At 54.2% G+C, this 14,640-nt stretch carries 14 protein-coding genes and 1 pseudogene; 12 read left to right on the top strand and 3 right to left on the bottom strand.

Annotated elements, in window-relative coordinates; genetic code table 11:
- Positions 1 to 82: 82 nt before the first annotated feature.
- Positions 83 to 1,225 (top strand): anhydro-N-acetylmuramic acid kinase, encoded by a 1,143-nt coding sequence (locus tag ACN06F_RS01855; protein ID WP_433924566.1) that lies wholly within the window; start codon positions 83 to 85, stop codon positions 1,223 to 1,225.
- Positions 1,226 to 1,263: 38 nt separating this feature from the next.
- Here the strand turns inward: ACN06F_RS01855 and ACN06F_RS01850 are convergent.
- A pseudogene (locus ACN06F_RS01850) lies at positions 1,264 to 1,368 on the bottom strand (twitching motility protein PilT); the annotation flags it as partial.
- A gap of 34 nt (positions 1,369 to 1,402) precedes the next feature.
- Here ACN06F_RS01850 and ACN06F_RS01845 point away from each other — a divergent pair.
- The 6 genes from ACN06F_RS01845 to ACN06F_RS01820 all read left to right on the top strand — a co-directional run bounded on the left by ACN06F_RS01845 (position 1,403) and on the right by ACN06F_RS01820 (position 6,011).
- Positions 1,403 to 2,119 carry a YggS family pyridoxal phosphate-dependent enzyme gene (locus ACN06F_RS01845; RefSeq protein ID WP_433924565.1) on the top strand — a complete coding sequence of 239 codons (717 nt, stop codon included), beginning with the start codon at positions 1,403 to 1,405 and terminating at the stop codon, positions 2,117 to 2,119.
- 80 nt (positions 2,120 to 2,199) lie between these two features.
- Entirely contained in the window at positions 2,200 to 3,024 is an 825-nt protein-coding gene (gene proC / locus ACN06F_RS01840) for a pyrroline-5-carboxylate reductase (protein ID WP_433924564.1), read from the top strand.
- Positions 3,025 to 3,053: 29 nt separating this feature from the next.
- The gene (locus ACN06F_RS01835) at positions 3,054 to 3,647 is read left to right on the top strand and encodes a YggT family protein (protein WP_038480769.1); all 594 of its coding nucleotides are present in this window, start codon (positions 3,054 to 3,056) and stop codon (positions 3,645 to 3,647) included.
- A 64-nt stretch (positions 3,648 to 3,711) separates the two neighbouring features.
- Positions 3,712 to 4,908, top strand: coding sequence for a homoserine O-succinyltransferase MetX (gene metX / locus ACN06F_RS01830; protein WP_038480766.1), 1,197 nt, complete (start codon positions 3,712 to 3,714; stop codon positions 4,906 to 4,908).
- Complete coding sequence (gene metW / locus ACN06F_RS01825; RefSeq protein ID WP_038480763.1) at positions 4,908 to 5,501, top strand: methionine biosynthesis protein MetW; 594 nt, start codon at positions 4,908 to 4,910, stop codon at positions 5,499 to 5,501. Before metX ends, metW begins: the two co-directional genes overlap by 1 nt.
- A 48-nt stretch (positions 5,502 to 5,549) precedes the next feature.
- Positions 5,550 to 6,011 carry a DUF4426 domain-containing protein gene (locus ACN06F_RS01820; protein ID WP_038480760.1) on the top strand — a complete coding sequence of 154 codons (462 nt, stop codon included), beginning with the start codon at positions 5,550 to 5,552 and terminating at the stop codon, positions 6,009 to 6,011.
- Here ACN06F_RS01820 and sfsA read toward each other — a convergent pair.
- The gene (gene sfsA / locus ACN06F_RS01815) at positions 6,008 to 6,736 is read right to left on the bottom strand and encodes a DNA/RNA nuclease SfsA (protein WP_095604448.1); all 729 of its coding nucleotides are present in this window, start codon (positions 6,734 to 6,736) and stop codon (positions 6,008 to 6,010) included. The two genes, ACN06F_RS01820 and sfsA, sit on opposite strands and share 4 nt — an antisense overlap.
- Complete coding sequence (locus tag ACN06F_RS01810) at positions 6,733 to 7,893, bottom strand: aminotransferase class I/II-fold pyridoxal phosphate-dependent enzyme (protein WP_433924563.1); 1,161 nt, start codon at positions 7,891 to 7,893, stop codon at positions 6,733 to 6,735. Before ACN06F_RS01810 ends, sfsA begins: the two co-directional genes overlap by 4 nt.
- A 186-nt stretch (positions 7,894 to 8,079) precedes the next feature.
- Between ACN06F_RS01810 and dksA the strand changes: the two genes are divergently transcribed.
- The 5 genes from dksA to ACN06F_RS01785 all read left to right on the top strand — a co-directional run bounded on the left by dksA (position 8,080) and on the right by ACN06F_RS01785 (position 14,054).
- A complete protein-coding gene (gene dksA, locus ACN06F_RS01805) occupies positions 8,080 to 8,517 on the top strand; it encodes an RNA polymerase-binding protein DksA (RefSeq protein WP_009723720.1) in 438 nt (145 codons plus the stop codon).
- Positions 8,518 to 8,678: 161 nt separating this feature from the next.
- Positions 8,679 to 9,578, top strand: coding sequence for a tRNA glutamyl-Q(34) synthetase GluQRS (gene gluQRS, locus ACN06F_RS01800; protein WP_038480752.1), 900 nt, complete (start codon positions 8,679 to 8,681; stop codon positions 9,576 to 9,578).
- Position 9,579: 1 nt separating this feature from the next.
- Positions 9,580 to 9,756, top strand: a complete 177-nt coding sequence (locus tag ACN06F_RS01795) for a hypothetical protein (RefSeq protein ID WP_009723722.1) — start codon at positions 9,580 to 9,582, stop codon at positions 9,754 to 9,756.
- Positions 9,746 to 12,691 carry an ATP-binding protein gene (locus ACN06F_RS01790; RefSeq protein ID WP_038480749.1) on the top strand — a complete coding sequence of 982 codons (2,946 nt, stop codon included), beginning with the start codon at positions 9,746 to 9,748 and terminating at the stop codon, positions 12,689 to 12,691. Before ACN06F_RS01795 ends, ACN06F_RS01790 begins: the two co-directional genes overlap by 11 nt.
- The gene (locus tag ACN06F_RS01785; RefSeq protein ID WP_038480746.1) at positions 12,669 to 14,054 is read left to right on the top strand and encodes a sigma-54-dependent transcriptional regulator; all 1,386 of its coding nucleotides are present in this window, start codon (positions 12,669 to 12,671) and stop codon (positions 14,052 to 14,054) included. Before ACN06F_RS01790 ends, ACN06F_RS01785 begins: the two co-directional genes overlap by 23 nt.
- Positions 14,055 to 14,640: the final 586 nt, after the last annotated feature.

The raw sequence follows: 14,640 nt of genomic DNA, 5'->3' as shown, positions 1-14,640 counted from the left end.
CGTCAGATATCGAATAACCGGCGATGTTACCATGCCCTATCGCCTTGGTTGAGCCTTCACTACGTTTTGGATGAGCCGCTTTATGAAAACGCCCCACCCTACCTTACCGTCGTATTATATTGGCTTAATGTCGGGCACCAGCCTGGACGGCATCGATGCGGCGTTGGTCGCTATAACGCCGCACTCGCCACCTGAGCTCATTGCTACGCATGCGTCGCCAATGCCCCAGTCGCTTCATAACCTACTGCTCAACCTGTGTCATGCCGAGCAAGTGAGCTTCGCAGAGCTGGCAGCGGCCGAAAACGAATTTTGCCAGCTACAAGCAAGTGCCGTGAAAACACTACTGGATCAGCAACAGGTCTCCGCAGCGCAAATTAACGCTATTGGTAGCCATGGACAGACAATTGAGCATGCTCCCGGCGGCCACCAAGGCGGCCCTGCCTATACACTACAGCTTGATAACCCCAGCCTCTTGGCCGAATTAACCGGCTGCACGGTGGTGGCTGATTTTCGCCGACGAGACTTAGCCGCTGGTGGTCAGGCAGCGCCGCTTGCACCAGCGTTTCATCAAGCCCTTTTTGGTCGCCAGACAAGCGAGCAGCTTGTTTTAAACCTAGGAGGCTTTGCGAACCTGACGTGGCTACCCAGCGACACCAGCACTCCCGCCATTGGCTTTGATACAGGACCCGCCAATGTGCTGTTAGATGCTTGGTTCTCAAAGCATCACGACGGGCGCTTTGACCAAAATGGCACTTGGGCCTCTCGCGGACAGATCGACCAAGCGCTACTAAAACGCTTGCTAAACGAGCCTTTTTTTCATCAACCGCCGCCGCGCAGCACCGGGCGCGAACTATTCCACTTGGCCTGGTTAGAAAACAAGCTAACGGGTAACGAAACGGCTTGCGATGTGCAAACTACGTTAGCGGAACTGACCGCGATAAGCGTTGCCCAGGGTATTCAGCAATTGCCCGCGACCCACGACAGCATGACATTAATTGCCTGCGGCGGCGGAGCACATAACGCCTATTTAATGGCGAGACTCGCGTCACACTTGCCCCATGCAACATTTAAGTCTCCCGCCGACTTAGGCTGGCCCGAAGACTGGATTGAAGCAGGCGCTTTTGCTTGGCTTGCCCATCAACGTTTACACGATCTGCCCGGCAACTTACCTTCCGTCACTGGTGCCAGTGGCCCAAGAGTTCTGGGTGGCATTTACGCCTGCTGATTTACGCCAACGCTCTCCATAGTAGGTAGATTAAGTCAACGGCTAACACCATCAGCACGTATCATAGGTAGAAGCCCAGCAGAAAGGTGCCGATCAGATGCATTCTGCTTTGCCGAGAACACCAGCAGTTCGGTAATATCCACCTCTCTTTTCCCAGCAGTGGTAAGGTGCTTGAGTATGACAGATATCGCGCTTCCCGAGTCACTCGCCCAGGCCCGCGAACGCCTGAGTAACGCATTAAAAAAGGCTGAACGCCCACTCGATAGCGCAACGCTGCTAGCCGTTAGTAAAACAAAGCCCGCTTCCATGATTCGCCAAGCCTGGAAGCATGGGCAGCGTGAATTCGGCGAAAACTATCTGCAAGAAGCACTGGAAAAACAAGCCGAACTGGCCGACTTAGACGATATTGTGTGGCATTTTATTGGTCCACTACAGTCCAACAAAACCCGCGCAGTGGCAGAAAGCTTCGCTTGGGTACATAGCGTTGACCGCTTAAAAATAGCCAAACGGCTTAGCGAACAACGTCCGGAACACTTACCACCACTCAACATTTGTTTGCAGGTCAATATTAGCCACGAGGCTTCTAAGTCGGGCGTCATGCCCGATGAGGTAATGGCACTTGCGAAAGAAGTGGCCGCCCTGCCACGGCTGTGTCTACGTGGACTCATGGCGATTCCGGCCCCAGCTAACAGCCTTGCAGAACAGCGGGCGCCGCTTGCGGCCTTGCGACAACTACTGGAAACCCTTCAGGCAGCGCTACCGGATGCCCCACTGGATACGTTATCGATGGGGATGAGCGACGATTTAGAAGCCGCTGTTTTAGAGGGCGCAACGCTGGTACGTTTAGGAACAGCGATTTTTGGCGCACGCACCACTCAACACGCTACTCAATAACACTGCTAATTGAAGAGCGTAAAGACGACTGACAGCCCATGCTGCCCGATGCAGCTTTTTTACCCAATAAGGATACCCACATGGCGAGCAAGATTACCTTCATTGGCGCAGGCAATATGGCCAGCGCCATTATCGGCGGCCTCATCGATAGTGGTGTGTCTCCTAGCGACATCACTGCCACCGCACCTAATGAAAGCGAGCTAACGCCTTTAGCAGCACGCTTAGGAATTAACACAAACACCGATAATGACGCCGCCGTCGAAGACGCCGACGTGGTCGTACTCGCGGTAAAACCCCAGATTATGCGCAGCGTATGTGAAGCGATGCGGGATAACGTACAACAGCAATCACCGCTGATTATTTCTATCGCGGCAGGCCTCGATGCAGCCACAATTGATCAATGGCTAGGCGGTAATAATGCGCTGGTTCGTTGCATGCCCAACACTCCTTCATTGGTCGGCATCGGCGCCAGCGGCTTATATGCCAATAGCGCGGTGAGTGAGGAGCAACGCACGCTAGCAACACAGCTTATGGAAGCGGTTGGCATTGTGGAGTGGGTTGCAGAAGAGAGCCTGCTTGATGCGGTAACCGCGGTATCCGGCAGTGCGCCAGCTTATTTCTTTCTGATGTTTGAAGCGATGGAAGAAGCCGCTGTCAAACTTGGCTTGCCTGCCGCCACAGCGCGACGCTTGGCTATTCAAACGGCACTGGGCGCCGCCACTATGGCCCAGCGCAGTGACAAAGACCCGGCCACACTCAAACAAAATGTTATGTCGCCAGGCGGCACGACAGAACGTGCTATTCAGCACATGGAAGATGCGCAACTACGCGCCACCATCGCCGACGCCATGCAGGCCTGTGCCCAGCGCGCAGAAGCAATGTCCAAGGAACTTAGCGCCAACTAAATACGCAACTTTGCAATGGAGAGGCAGCAATGGGTAGTCAAGTGGGCAGTGCCGGGTTAATGCTTGTTAACTCGTTAATCAATATTTATTTATTCTTACTGATGCTGCGCTTTTTGCTGCAGGCATCGCGGGCGGATTATTACAACCCGCTTAGCCAATCAGTGGTTAAAATTACCCAGCCTGTTGTAGGGCTATTTCAGGGTTTCTTAGGTCCCGTCGCTGGGCGCTTTGACCTTGCCACGCTGGCCGCGGGCTTTGTGCTGAAAGTGGTTAGCATGTTGGCCATTTTCATGGTGATTGGCGTTGGCATGCCACCTATACCAGGACTACTGATTGCGGGCATTGCGGCACTGGCTAACGCCATATTAAAGATCTATTTCTTTGCCATGATTGTGATGATTATTCTGAGCTGGGTCGCCCCAAATGCTAGCCACCCAGGCGCGCTGTTGGTGATGCAGCTAGTCGAGCCCATTATGGCTCCTGTTCGGAAAGTCATTCCGCCGCTGGGCATGATCGATTTATCACCCATCGTGGTGTTTATTGCGATTAATTTGGTGGATGGCTTAGTAGTGGGGTCCTTGATCCGCGCTGCGGGTATCTCTGGCGCACTGGTTGGGCTGTAACTGCGCAACATTCCCCAGGGCCTCTTTTTAGCAGGATTTATTTTTTGCAGGACTAGCGCTTTCGATGCCTGATTCAGACACTCTCACTTTCGTTGACCGGCCGGCGGACTCCGTTGGCCTCGTCACCCCCCATGTAGCGAAATTTGATACGCCGCTGCCGCTCGCTTGTGGCAAGGTGCTGCCTGAGTACGAGCTTATCTACGAAACCTACGGCACGTTAAACGCTGAGCGTAGTAACGCCGTGTTGATCTGCCATGCTTTATCGGGACACCATCATGCAGCGGGCTATCACGGTGACGAAGACCGCAAACCTGGCTGGTGGGATGCTCATATCGGCCCCGGAAAATCTATCGATACCAACCGTTTTTTTGTGGTATCGCTAAACAATCTGGGCGGCTGCCATGGCAGCACAGGCCCTGTTAGTCACAACCCTGAAACCGGCCGCCAGTGGGGGCCTGATTTCCCCATGGTCACTGTCAGTGACTGGGTAGCCAGCCAAGCGCGTCTGGCCGATCAACTGGGCATTGAGCGTTGGGCCGCAGCAGTGGGCGGTAGCCTGGGTGGTATGCAGGTGCTTCAGTGGACAATGACTTACCCTGAGCGTGTCGCCAATGCGGTAGTGATTGCCGCCACCCCCCGGCTCTCCGCCCAGAACATTGCCTTTAACGAAGTGGCTCGTCAGGCGATTCGCTCTGACCCTGAATTCTTCGGCGGTTGGTATGCAGAGCACGACACGGTCCCCAAGCGTGGTTTGAAACTGGCACGCATGGTGGGCCACATCACCTACCTCTCCGAAGATGCAATGGGCAGTAAATTTGGCCGCGACTTGCGCAGCAACGATTTGAACTTTGGGTTTGATGTCGAGTTCCAGGTTGAGTCTTATTTGCGCTATCAGGGCGATACATTCTCCACCGCCTTTGACGCTAACACCTACCTGTTAATGACCAAGGCCCTTGACTACTTCGATCCCGCAGCCACTCAAGCAGGCGACCTAGCCAGCGCACTAGCACCAGCAAAGTGCCCTTTTCTGGTTGTTAGTTTTACGACTGACTGGCGCTTCCCACCTTCTCGCTCTCGAGAACTCGTCGACGCGCTCACCCGCGCTGGCAAATCGGTTAGCTATGCCAATATCGACTCTCCTCACGGGCATGATGCCTTCTTACTGCCCGAGCCACGTTACCACGCTCTGTTCAGCGCATTTATGACTCGCATAGCCCGAGAGCTGAATATCGAAGAAACAGCCAGGGAGGAGACCCTGTAATGCGTGCGGATCTTGAACTGATTTACGACTGGGTGCCCCAAGGGGCTCACGTGCTGGATTTAGCCTGCGGTGATGGTGCTCTGCTTGAGCGCTTAGCGCAGGAGAAAAATGTTACCGGCTACGGTTTAGAGATCGACCCCGACGGTATTACCCAGTGTGTCGCCAGGGGCGTGAACGTTATTGAGCATAACCTGGATGATGGCTTGGGTAGTTTCTGCGACAACAGCTATGATCAAGTCATTATGACCCAAGCGCTTCAGGCGCTACGCCGCCCAGATAAAATGCTTGATGAAATGTTACGCGTCGCCGAGGAAGGCATTATCACCTTTCCTAATTTTGCTTATTGGCGACACCGAATTCATCTTGGCCTACGTGGCTATATGCCGGTCTCTAAATCTCTACCCCATGCCTGGTATGACACACCCAACATCCACCTTTCTACCTTTAACGACTTCGAGCATCTGTGCCGTGAAAAAGGATTGGTGATTGTTGATCGCGCGGTAGGGGTTGGCGATCACAAAGGGCACTGGACATCCAAGTGGTGGCCCAACTTGTTCGGTGAAATTGCTATTTTTAGAGTGCGCCGTCGCTAATTTATTTTACGTTGACTAGCCATATCGACCCATAAGAGGAGACCTGCCATGGTTTATCGAGCGTTACGCAGAACAACCCTGCTTACTACGCTGCTTTGCTCACTGCTCCTCGCCACACAAGCGGTAGCTGAGCAGTTGGTACGGATAGGCGACTATGAGATCCATTACAGTGCTGTGGCCACCAGCTTCCTCACCCCAGAAGTTGCCCAAGCGCACGGCATTCAGCGCAGCGCAGGTCACGGATTGGTTAATGTAAGCGTACGCGAACGCCAAGAGGACGGCAGCACCCGCGCCGTTAACGCTAGCGTACAAGGCCACGTGACAGGCCTCACCGACGTCCAAGAATCGCTAAGCTTTCGTACTGTGCACGATGGTGATGCCACTTATCACTTGGCCACCTTTGCCCTGCGCCACGACGAGCCCACGCGTTTTAACCTTGACGTTCGCTACGACCGTAATGCCAGCCCTGAGCGGGTCAGCTTTATTCAACGTTTTTATATCGAGCGTTAAATTCGCACCGGTAGAGGTCTTGCTAATCGCACCGCTACCGGAGCTCCTGCCTGCCAATCTAGCGTAATACCGTAAGCCAACACCTCAACTCCAGCATCTACCGCTGCGGCTAGCGCCGCCGCATAGATGGGATCGATGTGGGCCGCTGGGGCTACATCGTGAATACCTTCATGGGCGACACAAAACAGCAGCACGGCCCTTTCGCCCTGCTCGGCCAGCGCGGTTAATGCATGCAAATGCTTGGTGCCCCTCACGCTGACCGAATCAGGAAAATAACCATGTCCATCGGCTTCTTTAAGGGTGACCTGCTTAACTTCAATAAAAACCTCGCCCTTATCAGGATCACTCAGCCGGAAATCGAGCCTTGCGTCACTGATCTTCACTTCCCGCTTGAGCGTTTGATAGCCTGCCAATGGCACAATATCACCGGCTAAAATGGCCTCCTCCACGATGCGGTTGGCGCGACCAGTGTGGACAGAAGCCAGCGCCAAGGCGCCCTCTGACTGTGGCAACTCAATCCATTCCCAGGTCCAGGCCAGCTTGCGCTTGGGATTATCACTCCGTGACAGCCACACTCGACAACCGGGCACATTCACCGCCTTCATTGAGCCCGTGTTGGGGCAATGGGCAACGACTTCCTCGCCACTCTCCAGCCTTACATCGGCTAAAAAGCGCTTATAACGACGCATTAACACCCCAGGCACCAACTCAGGATAGGTCGTCATAGTCGGCTCACGAAACGGCCAATGCGCTCTACGGCCTCCTGCAACCGTTCAACGCTGTTAGTAAAGGCAATGCGCACATGGTGTTCGCCGCCCTCCAGCGCAAAATCAATGCCCGGGGTGATTGCCACGTTCTCCTCAACCAGCAACCGCTCACAGAATGCTTGGCTATCTCGGCTGTAATGAGAAATATCCAACCACAGATAAAAAGCCCCTTGAGGTGGCAGGTCCGGGGCAAGCCCCAACTGCGCTAACCCATCCAACAACACTTGGCGTCGCTGCTTAAGCGTCGATCTACGCGCTTCCAAAATATCTCGACACTCTGGAGTGAAGGCGGCCAACGCCGCATGCTGGGAAGGTGTTGGCGCGGCAAGGAAGACGTTTTGCGCCAGCCTAGTAAGCGGCTCGACGGCATGTTCAGGCGCCACCAACCAGCCCAAGCGCCAGCCTGTCATGCCGAAATATTTAGAGAAGCTATTAACCACGAAGGCCTGGTCGGAAAGCGATGTCGCCGATAGTGGTGCATCGTCATAATTCAAGCCTTGGTAAATCTCATCGACAATCACGTCACCGCCTTTCGCAGCTACCGTGTTGATGACCGCAGTTAGCGCCTCAGCGCATAACGTATGTCCCGTAGGGTTAGACGGGGAGGCCAGCATGGCTAAACTCGTTTTAGCTTGCCAGTGCTGTTCAATCAACGGCGCCGTTAACTGCCAACCGCTTTGGCGACCCACGGGAATGGCATCAATGTCTGCGCCAGCTAGGGCCATAAAGTGACGATTACACGGATAGTTGGGATCGGCCATCAAAACACGATTGCCTGTTTCGACCAGTAATTGGCTAGCCAGCAGCAGCGCTCCAGAGGCCCCAGGAGTTACCAAAATACGTGAAGGCTCAACGGTGGCATTAAAATGCTCGGCGTAATGTCTTGAAATCGCCTCACGCAGCGACGCTAGGCCTGCCGCAGGTGTATAGCGCGTTTTGCCTGTTGCCAACGCTTGCTGGCCTGCTGCTACAATCGGTGCCGGCGTCGCGAAATCAGGTTCGCCGACCTCTAGGTGAATCACATCGTGGCCTTCGGCCTCTCGAGCTTGGGCCATTTCCAATAAATGCATCACGCGAAAAGGTGCAACGTGATTTACACGTGAATTCCAGGCCATATCGGTTCCTTCACTAAATGGTAGAGAAATCATGACGCAGGTCGTTGAAGAGGCAAGACCATGGTCGAAAATGCGCTATTATGCTTGCATAGCGCGCATTTTTCAGCTAAACAAGCATCCCTTTGGCGTGAGATCGTGACACACGCTCATGGTCGATCAGCAGTCACATACGTAAGGGGCACTCCCATGCCAGTAGCGGAAAAGAAACCGGAAGCGTCCAAGTCCTTCACCCCGTATGAGCCAGCACCGGGCGAAGAGTATATGAACGAGAAGCAGCTCGCGCACTTCCGCCAGCTCCTTCTAGACTGGAAACAAGATCTCATGGAAGAGGTGGATCGTACCGTACGCCACCTACAGGAAGACGCTAATAACTACGCTGACCCCGCTGACCGCGCCACTCAAGAAGAGGGCTTCAGTCTGGAGCTGCGTACTCGGGATCGCGAACGCAAGTTGCTGAAAAAGATTAACGAAACCATCGAAAAAATCGATGAAGACGACTACGGCTTTTGTGAAGCCTGCGGCGTTGAAATCGGCATTCGCCGCCTTGAAGCCCGCCCCACGGCAACGCTATGCGTGGACTGTAAAACGCTGGCAGAGCTTAAAGAAAAACAGCTCGGTGGCTAACCAACGGCGCGAATACGCTACAAGCTGCTAGTTTGTTACAAGCTAAAGCGTCCAACGGGCACCCTTGAGGTGCCCGTTTTTGTTTGTCATCTTGTATTTATAGCTGTACTTATCATCGTAGTTAATCGCTGGCGCTATTTGAACAATTGATTCGGGCTGTCATGACCCATACCACGCACTACCGGGGACGTTTCGCTCCCACACCGTCAGGGCCACTGCATCTTGGCTCGTTAGTGGCCGCCCTAAGCAGCTATTTAGACGCCCGCGCTGCTGGCGGGCAGTGGCTGGTACGCATTGAGGATATCGACCCGCCCCGCTGCCCCGAAGGCGCTGCTGATACAATTCTGCGTCAGCTTGACGCCTTTGGGCTTCATTGGGATGAAGAAGTCCGCTGGCAGCATCACCGTGATGAGGCTTATCAGCAGGCGCTCGATCAACTGGCTGCCCAAGGTTTGGCTTACCCGTGTAGCTGTTCGAGAAAGCAGTGGCAAGCGTTTTCAATCTATCCCGGCTGGTGCCGCGAGAGCGTTCGTGATGCCACAAAGCCGGTTGCCTGGCGGCTGCGCAGCGACCTGGCAAAGCGCCCTATTACTTGGCAGGATCGGCTTTTTGGTTTCCAACAGTTCGACCCTGCCGTTTTGGGCGATGTTGTGCTGAAACGCAAAGATCAGCTTTGGGCCTATCAGCTTGCCGTCGTAGTGGATGATGCTGATCAAGGCATTACCGATATTGTGCGCGGTTATGACCTGCTGGATAACACGCCTTGGCAAGGCCAGTTGCAGCAAGCGCTTGGCTTATCAACCCCCAGCTACCTACATTTACCGCTCGTGGTTACTCAAGAGGGTCAAAAGCTTTCTAAGCAAAACCTGGCCCCTGCATTAGCCGCAGACGCCGACGGCATTCGCCAACAGCTGTTTCAAGCACTGCGACTACTCGATCAGGCCCCACCTGACACGCTGGTTCAAGAGCCACCCGAAACACAACTAAACTGGGCAATAGCACACTGGTCTGTTGAAAAGCTTGTCGCTACCACCCACCGCCGCTATCAATCAGAGTTTTAATATGTACGTTTATCGCATACTGCTGTTCTTGGTGTTTGGCGGCTATTTGCTTTCGCCGTTACTGATGGACGGCTGGGGAGATCCAAGCGTTGCCTGGTATCGCCCATTTGCTATTTGGGGCGGTCTGATCGCGCTAACGCTATGGCTTGAGCAAAAAAGGAAGTTAGATGAGCGTTGAGCTTTTAGGAGTAGTACTGCTGGGCCTAGGCTATCTTGCCTTACTGTTTGCCTGCGGCATGGCCGTTGAGCGTGGCTGGGTGCCCGTGCGCATTACGCGCCACCCTATTGTGTACACCCTGGCGCTGGGCGTATACGCCAGCGCGTGGGCAATCTATGGCAGTGTGGAGCTTGCGGCGAAAGCAGGCTTTGGCTACCTGGCATATTACCTCGGTGCAGCCGGGGCTTTTCTGCTGGCGCCCGTACTGCTTGTGCCCATACAACGCATTACTCGTACCTACCAGCTCTCTTCACTCGCGGATCTATTTGCGTTTCGCTACCGATCCCGCTGGGCAGGCACTCTGGTAACGCTGATCAGCCTGCTAGCCGTGATGCCGCTGCTGGGCATCCAGGTGCAAACCTTAAGCGATGCGGTCTACTTGCTCACCGGCAGCCGCTATAGCGCGGCGGCCACCCTGCTGTTTTGCGGTGTGATCGCAGGCTGTGCAGTGTTGTTTGGCGCACGCCACAGCCATCGACATCGTCACGATACGCTACTCAGCGTGATTGCTTTTGAATCGATCATTAAACTACTTGCGATGCTTGGGCTAGGTGCCATTGCACTGTGGTGGGTATTTGATGGGCCTCACGGATTACAGCAGTGGTTAGAAGGGCCTGGAGCCGCAGCCCAAGCCGCAACGCCGCAATTTGAGGCTCCCCAATGGCGTACGCTACTACTGCTGTTCTTTGCGGCCGCTTTCATGATGCCGCACCTGTTTCAGATTACCTTTGCAGAAAGCCTTTCTCGTCACACCCTGCTCCAAGCCAGTTGGACATTACCGCTATTTTTGCTACTGATGGCACTGCCAGTACCGTTGATTTGGTGGGCTGCACAATCGATAAACGAAACGGTTCCCGTTGCAGCCTACGCCGCCTTCTTGATGTCAGAGCATTGGTGGGTGGGAGCGCTAGCCTTCATTGGCGGCCTTGCCGCCGCCAGTGGCACCATGATGATGATCGCGCTGGCTCTTTCAGGCATGGTGCTAAACCACGTGGTGCTAGTGGCTCGCCCCCCGGAGGCGCGTAGCGATTTATACGGCTGGCTGCTCTGGCTACGTCGCGGTTTAGTCGTCGCTGTAATTGCGGGCGGGTGGCTATTTGCTGAAAGCGTCGGTCGCTACCATTCGCTAACAAACTTGGGGCTCGCTGCATTTGTAGGCATGGCACAGTGCCTGCCTGGCATGCTGGCGTTGTTATACTGGCCCGGTGCGAACCGCAAGGGCATGATCGCCGGGCTAATGAGCGGCATCATCATTTGGCTGTGGGGCTTATGGTTGCCGCTTTTGCTTGATCTCCCCACACTCTCGCTGCCCCTCACTCCCCTGATGTCTGCGGATGCGCCCATTTGGTATAACGTTACGCTTGTTTCTTTAGCAGTGAATATTTTACTGCTTCTCATTGTGTCGTTATTTACCCGCATCTCAGAAGGAGAACGCTCTGCGGCTGAGGCATGCTCCGTAGATGCGGTCATTCGTTCAAAACGCCTACCACTGGAAGCAGCTACGGCGGGAGACTTCCCTACTTATCTTGCCCAAGCGTTGGGCGATGAAGCTGCCAGCCGTGAAGTTGACCGCGCACTAGCAGCGCTAAACCTGACACCTCAGGAGCGTCGCCCCTATGCATTGCGCCGCTTGCGCGACCGAATCCAGGCGAATCTATCCGGTTTAATGGGGCCTTCCGTTGCGCGAGATATTGTTGATCGTTACTTGCCCTACCGCCACGACGACGCACCGGTCACTGACGATATTCATTTTGTTGAAAGCCGCCTTGAAGCTTACCGCTCTAGGCTCACTGGGTTGGCTCGGGAACTGGATGGCTTGCGCCGCCATCACCGGCAAACGCTAGCCTACTTGCCCGTAGGCTTGTGCGTGCTAGGCGACGATGATGAGCTGTTAATGTGGAATGAGGCGCTTTCATCACTCTCTGGGATTAGCGGCGATAGTGTGATTGGCTCACGCCGAGATAGCCTGCCCCCGCCCTGGCCAAATTTGCTCGGTAGCGTACTCAACGCCAGCCATACGCCGTTGTATAAACAAGCAGTGTCACTACATGGCAAGGATTACTTCCTCACCCTTCACAAAGCGGTGTTAAGCGGACACGACAGCCGTGGCGGCAGCGTGATTTTGGTAGAAGACCATACTGAAATGAAGTGGCTAGAAGAGGAACTTGTCCACGCAGCGCGTTTGGCATCCATAGGGCAACTTGCGGCAGGCGTGGCACATGAAATAGGCAACCCTATCACGGGTATTTCGTCACTGGCCCAAAACTTGCGCTACGATACCGATGACCCAGCGCTGCTGGAAACGGCTGACCAAATTCAACAGTTAACCCAACGAGTCACCAAGATTGTTAACTCGCTGGTCGGTTTTGCCCACGGTGGCCGTCAGACCCTGCCACTGCCGGCATCCCCCGCCTCGCTCTCTACCGTTAGCGAAGATGCGCTGCACTTGATCCATTTAGCGCGCTCGGGGGAGGATGTAAGCTTTACCAATGACTGTCCGGATGACATCGTGGTGCGTGGCGATGCTCAGCGATTAACCCAGGTCATGGTCAACTTACTGAGCAATGCCAAAGACGCTTGCGACGCTCAGGGCACGGTTCATATTGAAGCAGGCAAACAGGCAAGCCATGCTTGGTGGCGAGTCACTGATGATGGCCACGGCATTGACCCAAGCGTGAAGCATCGCCTTTTCGAGCCGTTCACCACGACCAAGCCTGCGGGTCAAGGAACGGGGCTTGGGCTCTCGTTGGCCTACCAAATTATCAATGAGCACCAAGGCAAAATAGAGGTTGCGTCACCACCTCCAGGAAAGCCTCGCGGCACTGCCATCACGCTTTGGCTACCGCTTTACCAACAGGATGATCACCTACCTCATGCCCAGGATACTGATTGTTGAAGATGAAGCGATTATTCGCAGCGCTTTAAAGCGTTTACTCGAACGTCACAGCTATACCGTCAGCGAAGCGGGCAGCGCAGAAGAAGCACGTGAGCTGACGCCTAGCGAGTTTGATCTAGTCATTAGCGACCTGCGACTGCCAGGTGATCCTGGCACCGCCCTAATTGAGGCCGCAGCACCCGCGCCGGTACTTATAATGACCAGCTATGCCAGCATGCGTTCGGCAGTCGACGCGCTTAAGCAAGGGGCTGTGGACTATGTTGCTAAACCATTTGATCACACCGAGCTTTTAGAAACCGTCGAACGCATTCTGCATAAGCAGTCGATGCAGCAAGGCACGCCTCCGGATATCACCGATGAAGGAGGTGGGCGTCAAACGATGATCGGCAATTGCACGGCTATGCAGCAGGTTTACACGCGCATTCGCAAAACAGCCCCGGCAGACGTTACCGTGCTGATTCAAGGAGAATCCGGCACAGGTAAAGAGCTCGTAGCTCGGGCCATTCATCAGCAAAGCAAACGCGCCAAAGCACCGCTGATTTGTGTGAATTGCGCGGCAATACCTGAGACGCTGATTGAGTCAGAGCTTTTTGGACATGAGAAAGGAGCGTTTACCGGCGCTAGCGCTGCCCGAACTGGGTTAGTGGAAGCCGCCGACGGTGGCACCCTGTTTTTAGATGAAATCGGCGAGTTACCACTGGATGCCCAAGCACGGCTGTTACGCGTACTCCAGGAAGGTGAAATCCGCAAAATTGGCTCCGTCGAAACACGCCATGTGGACGTTCGCCTGATCGCCGCCACCCATAGGGACTTGCGCGCTCTGTCAAAAAGCGGGGAATTCCGACTAGATCTCTACTATCGCCTCAACGTTATGCAGATTGAATTGCCACCGCTGCGCGACCGTGAAGAAGACGTATTGAAGATAGCCGATATCCTGTTAGATAAAGCCTGCAAACGTCATGATCGCCAAGGGCTTCGTTTGTCACGGGCTTCCCGACAGGACCTACGCGACTACCCTTGGCCTGGTAACGTACGCGAGCTTGAGAATGCACTGGAGAGGGGTGTAATTCTAGCCGAGGGGCATTTGATTCACCCTGACGACCTAGGCCTTGGCCCTGTTACCAACCGACCTCACTCTTCTGCAGGTAACAGCTCCGCACTAGCCAATGAATCGTCAGCGCCGAGTGGCGATGACGACGACCTCTCGCTCGAGGACTATTTTCAGCATTTTGTGCTGGAACATCAGGATCAAATGAGTGAAACCGAGTTGGCCCAAAAACTGGGAATTAGCCGTAAAAATTTATGGGAGAGGCGCCAGCGCCTAGGCATTCCACGTAAAAAAACCGCACGCCGACCCAATTAGGTGGCGGCAATACCTATGATTAGCCATTCACCACCTCGCCCTCTACGACTAACGTCCAATAGATTGATTTGCATAAGAAATATCCAAAACTTTCCCATCAGCCACTGTTACCTTCCCACACAACACGCCCCAAAAATCCCTTAAAAACGGGTAACACTATGCGTTGCGATTAGTTCCCTGGCATAGCCAATAAATTACAAGCCCATGAAAATAAAAGAATAAAATATGGGTGGCACAGCAAGTGCAATACTACTGGGCAAGAAGAACAAAATGGGCAGCGCGGACGTCGCTAACAAAAACAACATGACACCGCCCCAACCTGAGCCAAAACAAAAACAACAGGGCCAGGCAGAGATCATAGTACTAACAAGAACAACAGGCTTGAGTCTCACGACTTGCTAGCGCTAAGCAGAATAGGCGCAGCGAACAATAACAACAGTCAGCAAGTGCCCAAAAAAGGACGCGACGTACACAAAGAATCTGCTTCCAAACAAAAACAACAGCAGCATGTGTGTACACCCCGGAACCAATAACAACACGCCGGGAGAAAAAGTTCGCGGTTGGATTATTGTTTTGAATACGAGGC

It is taken from the genome of Vreelandella sp. 21 (assembly GCF_050995515.1).
GTDB classification, from domain to species: domain Bacteria; phylum Pseudomonadota; class Gammaproteobacteria; order Pseudomonadales; family Halomonadaceae; genus Vreelandella; species Vreelandella alkaliphila.
Note: the sequence above shows the minus strand (reverse complement) of the source record. Positions and strands in the feature narration are given on the sequence as shown.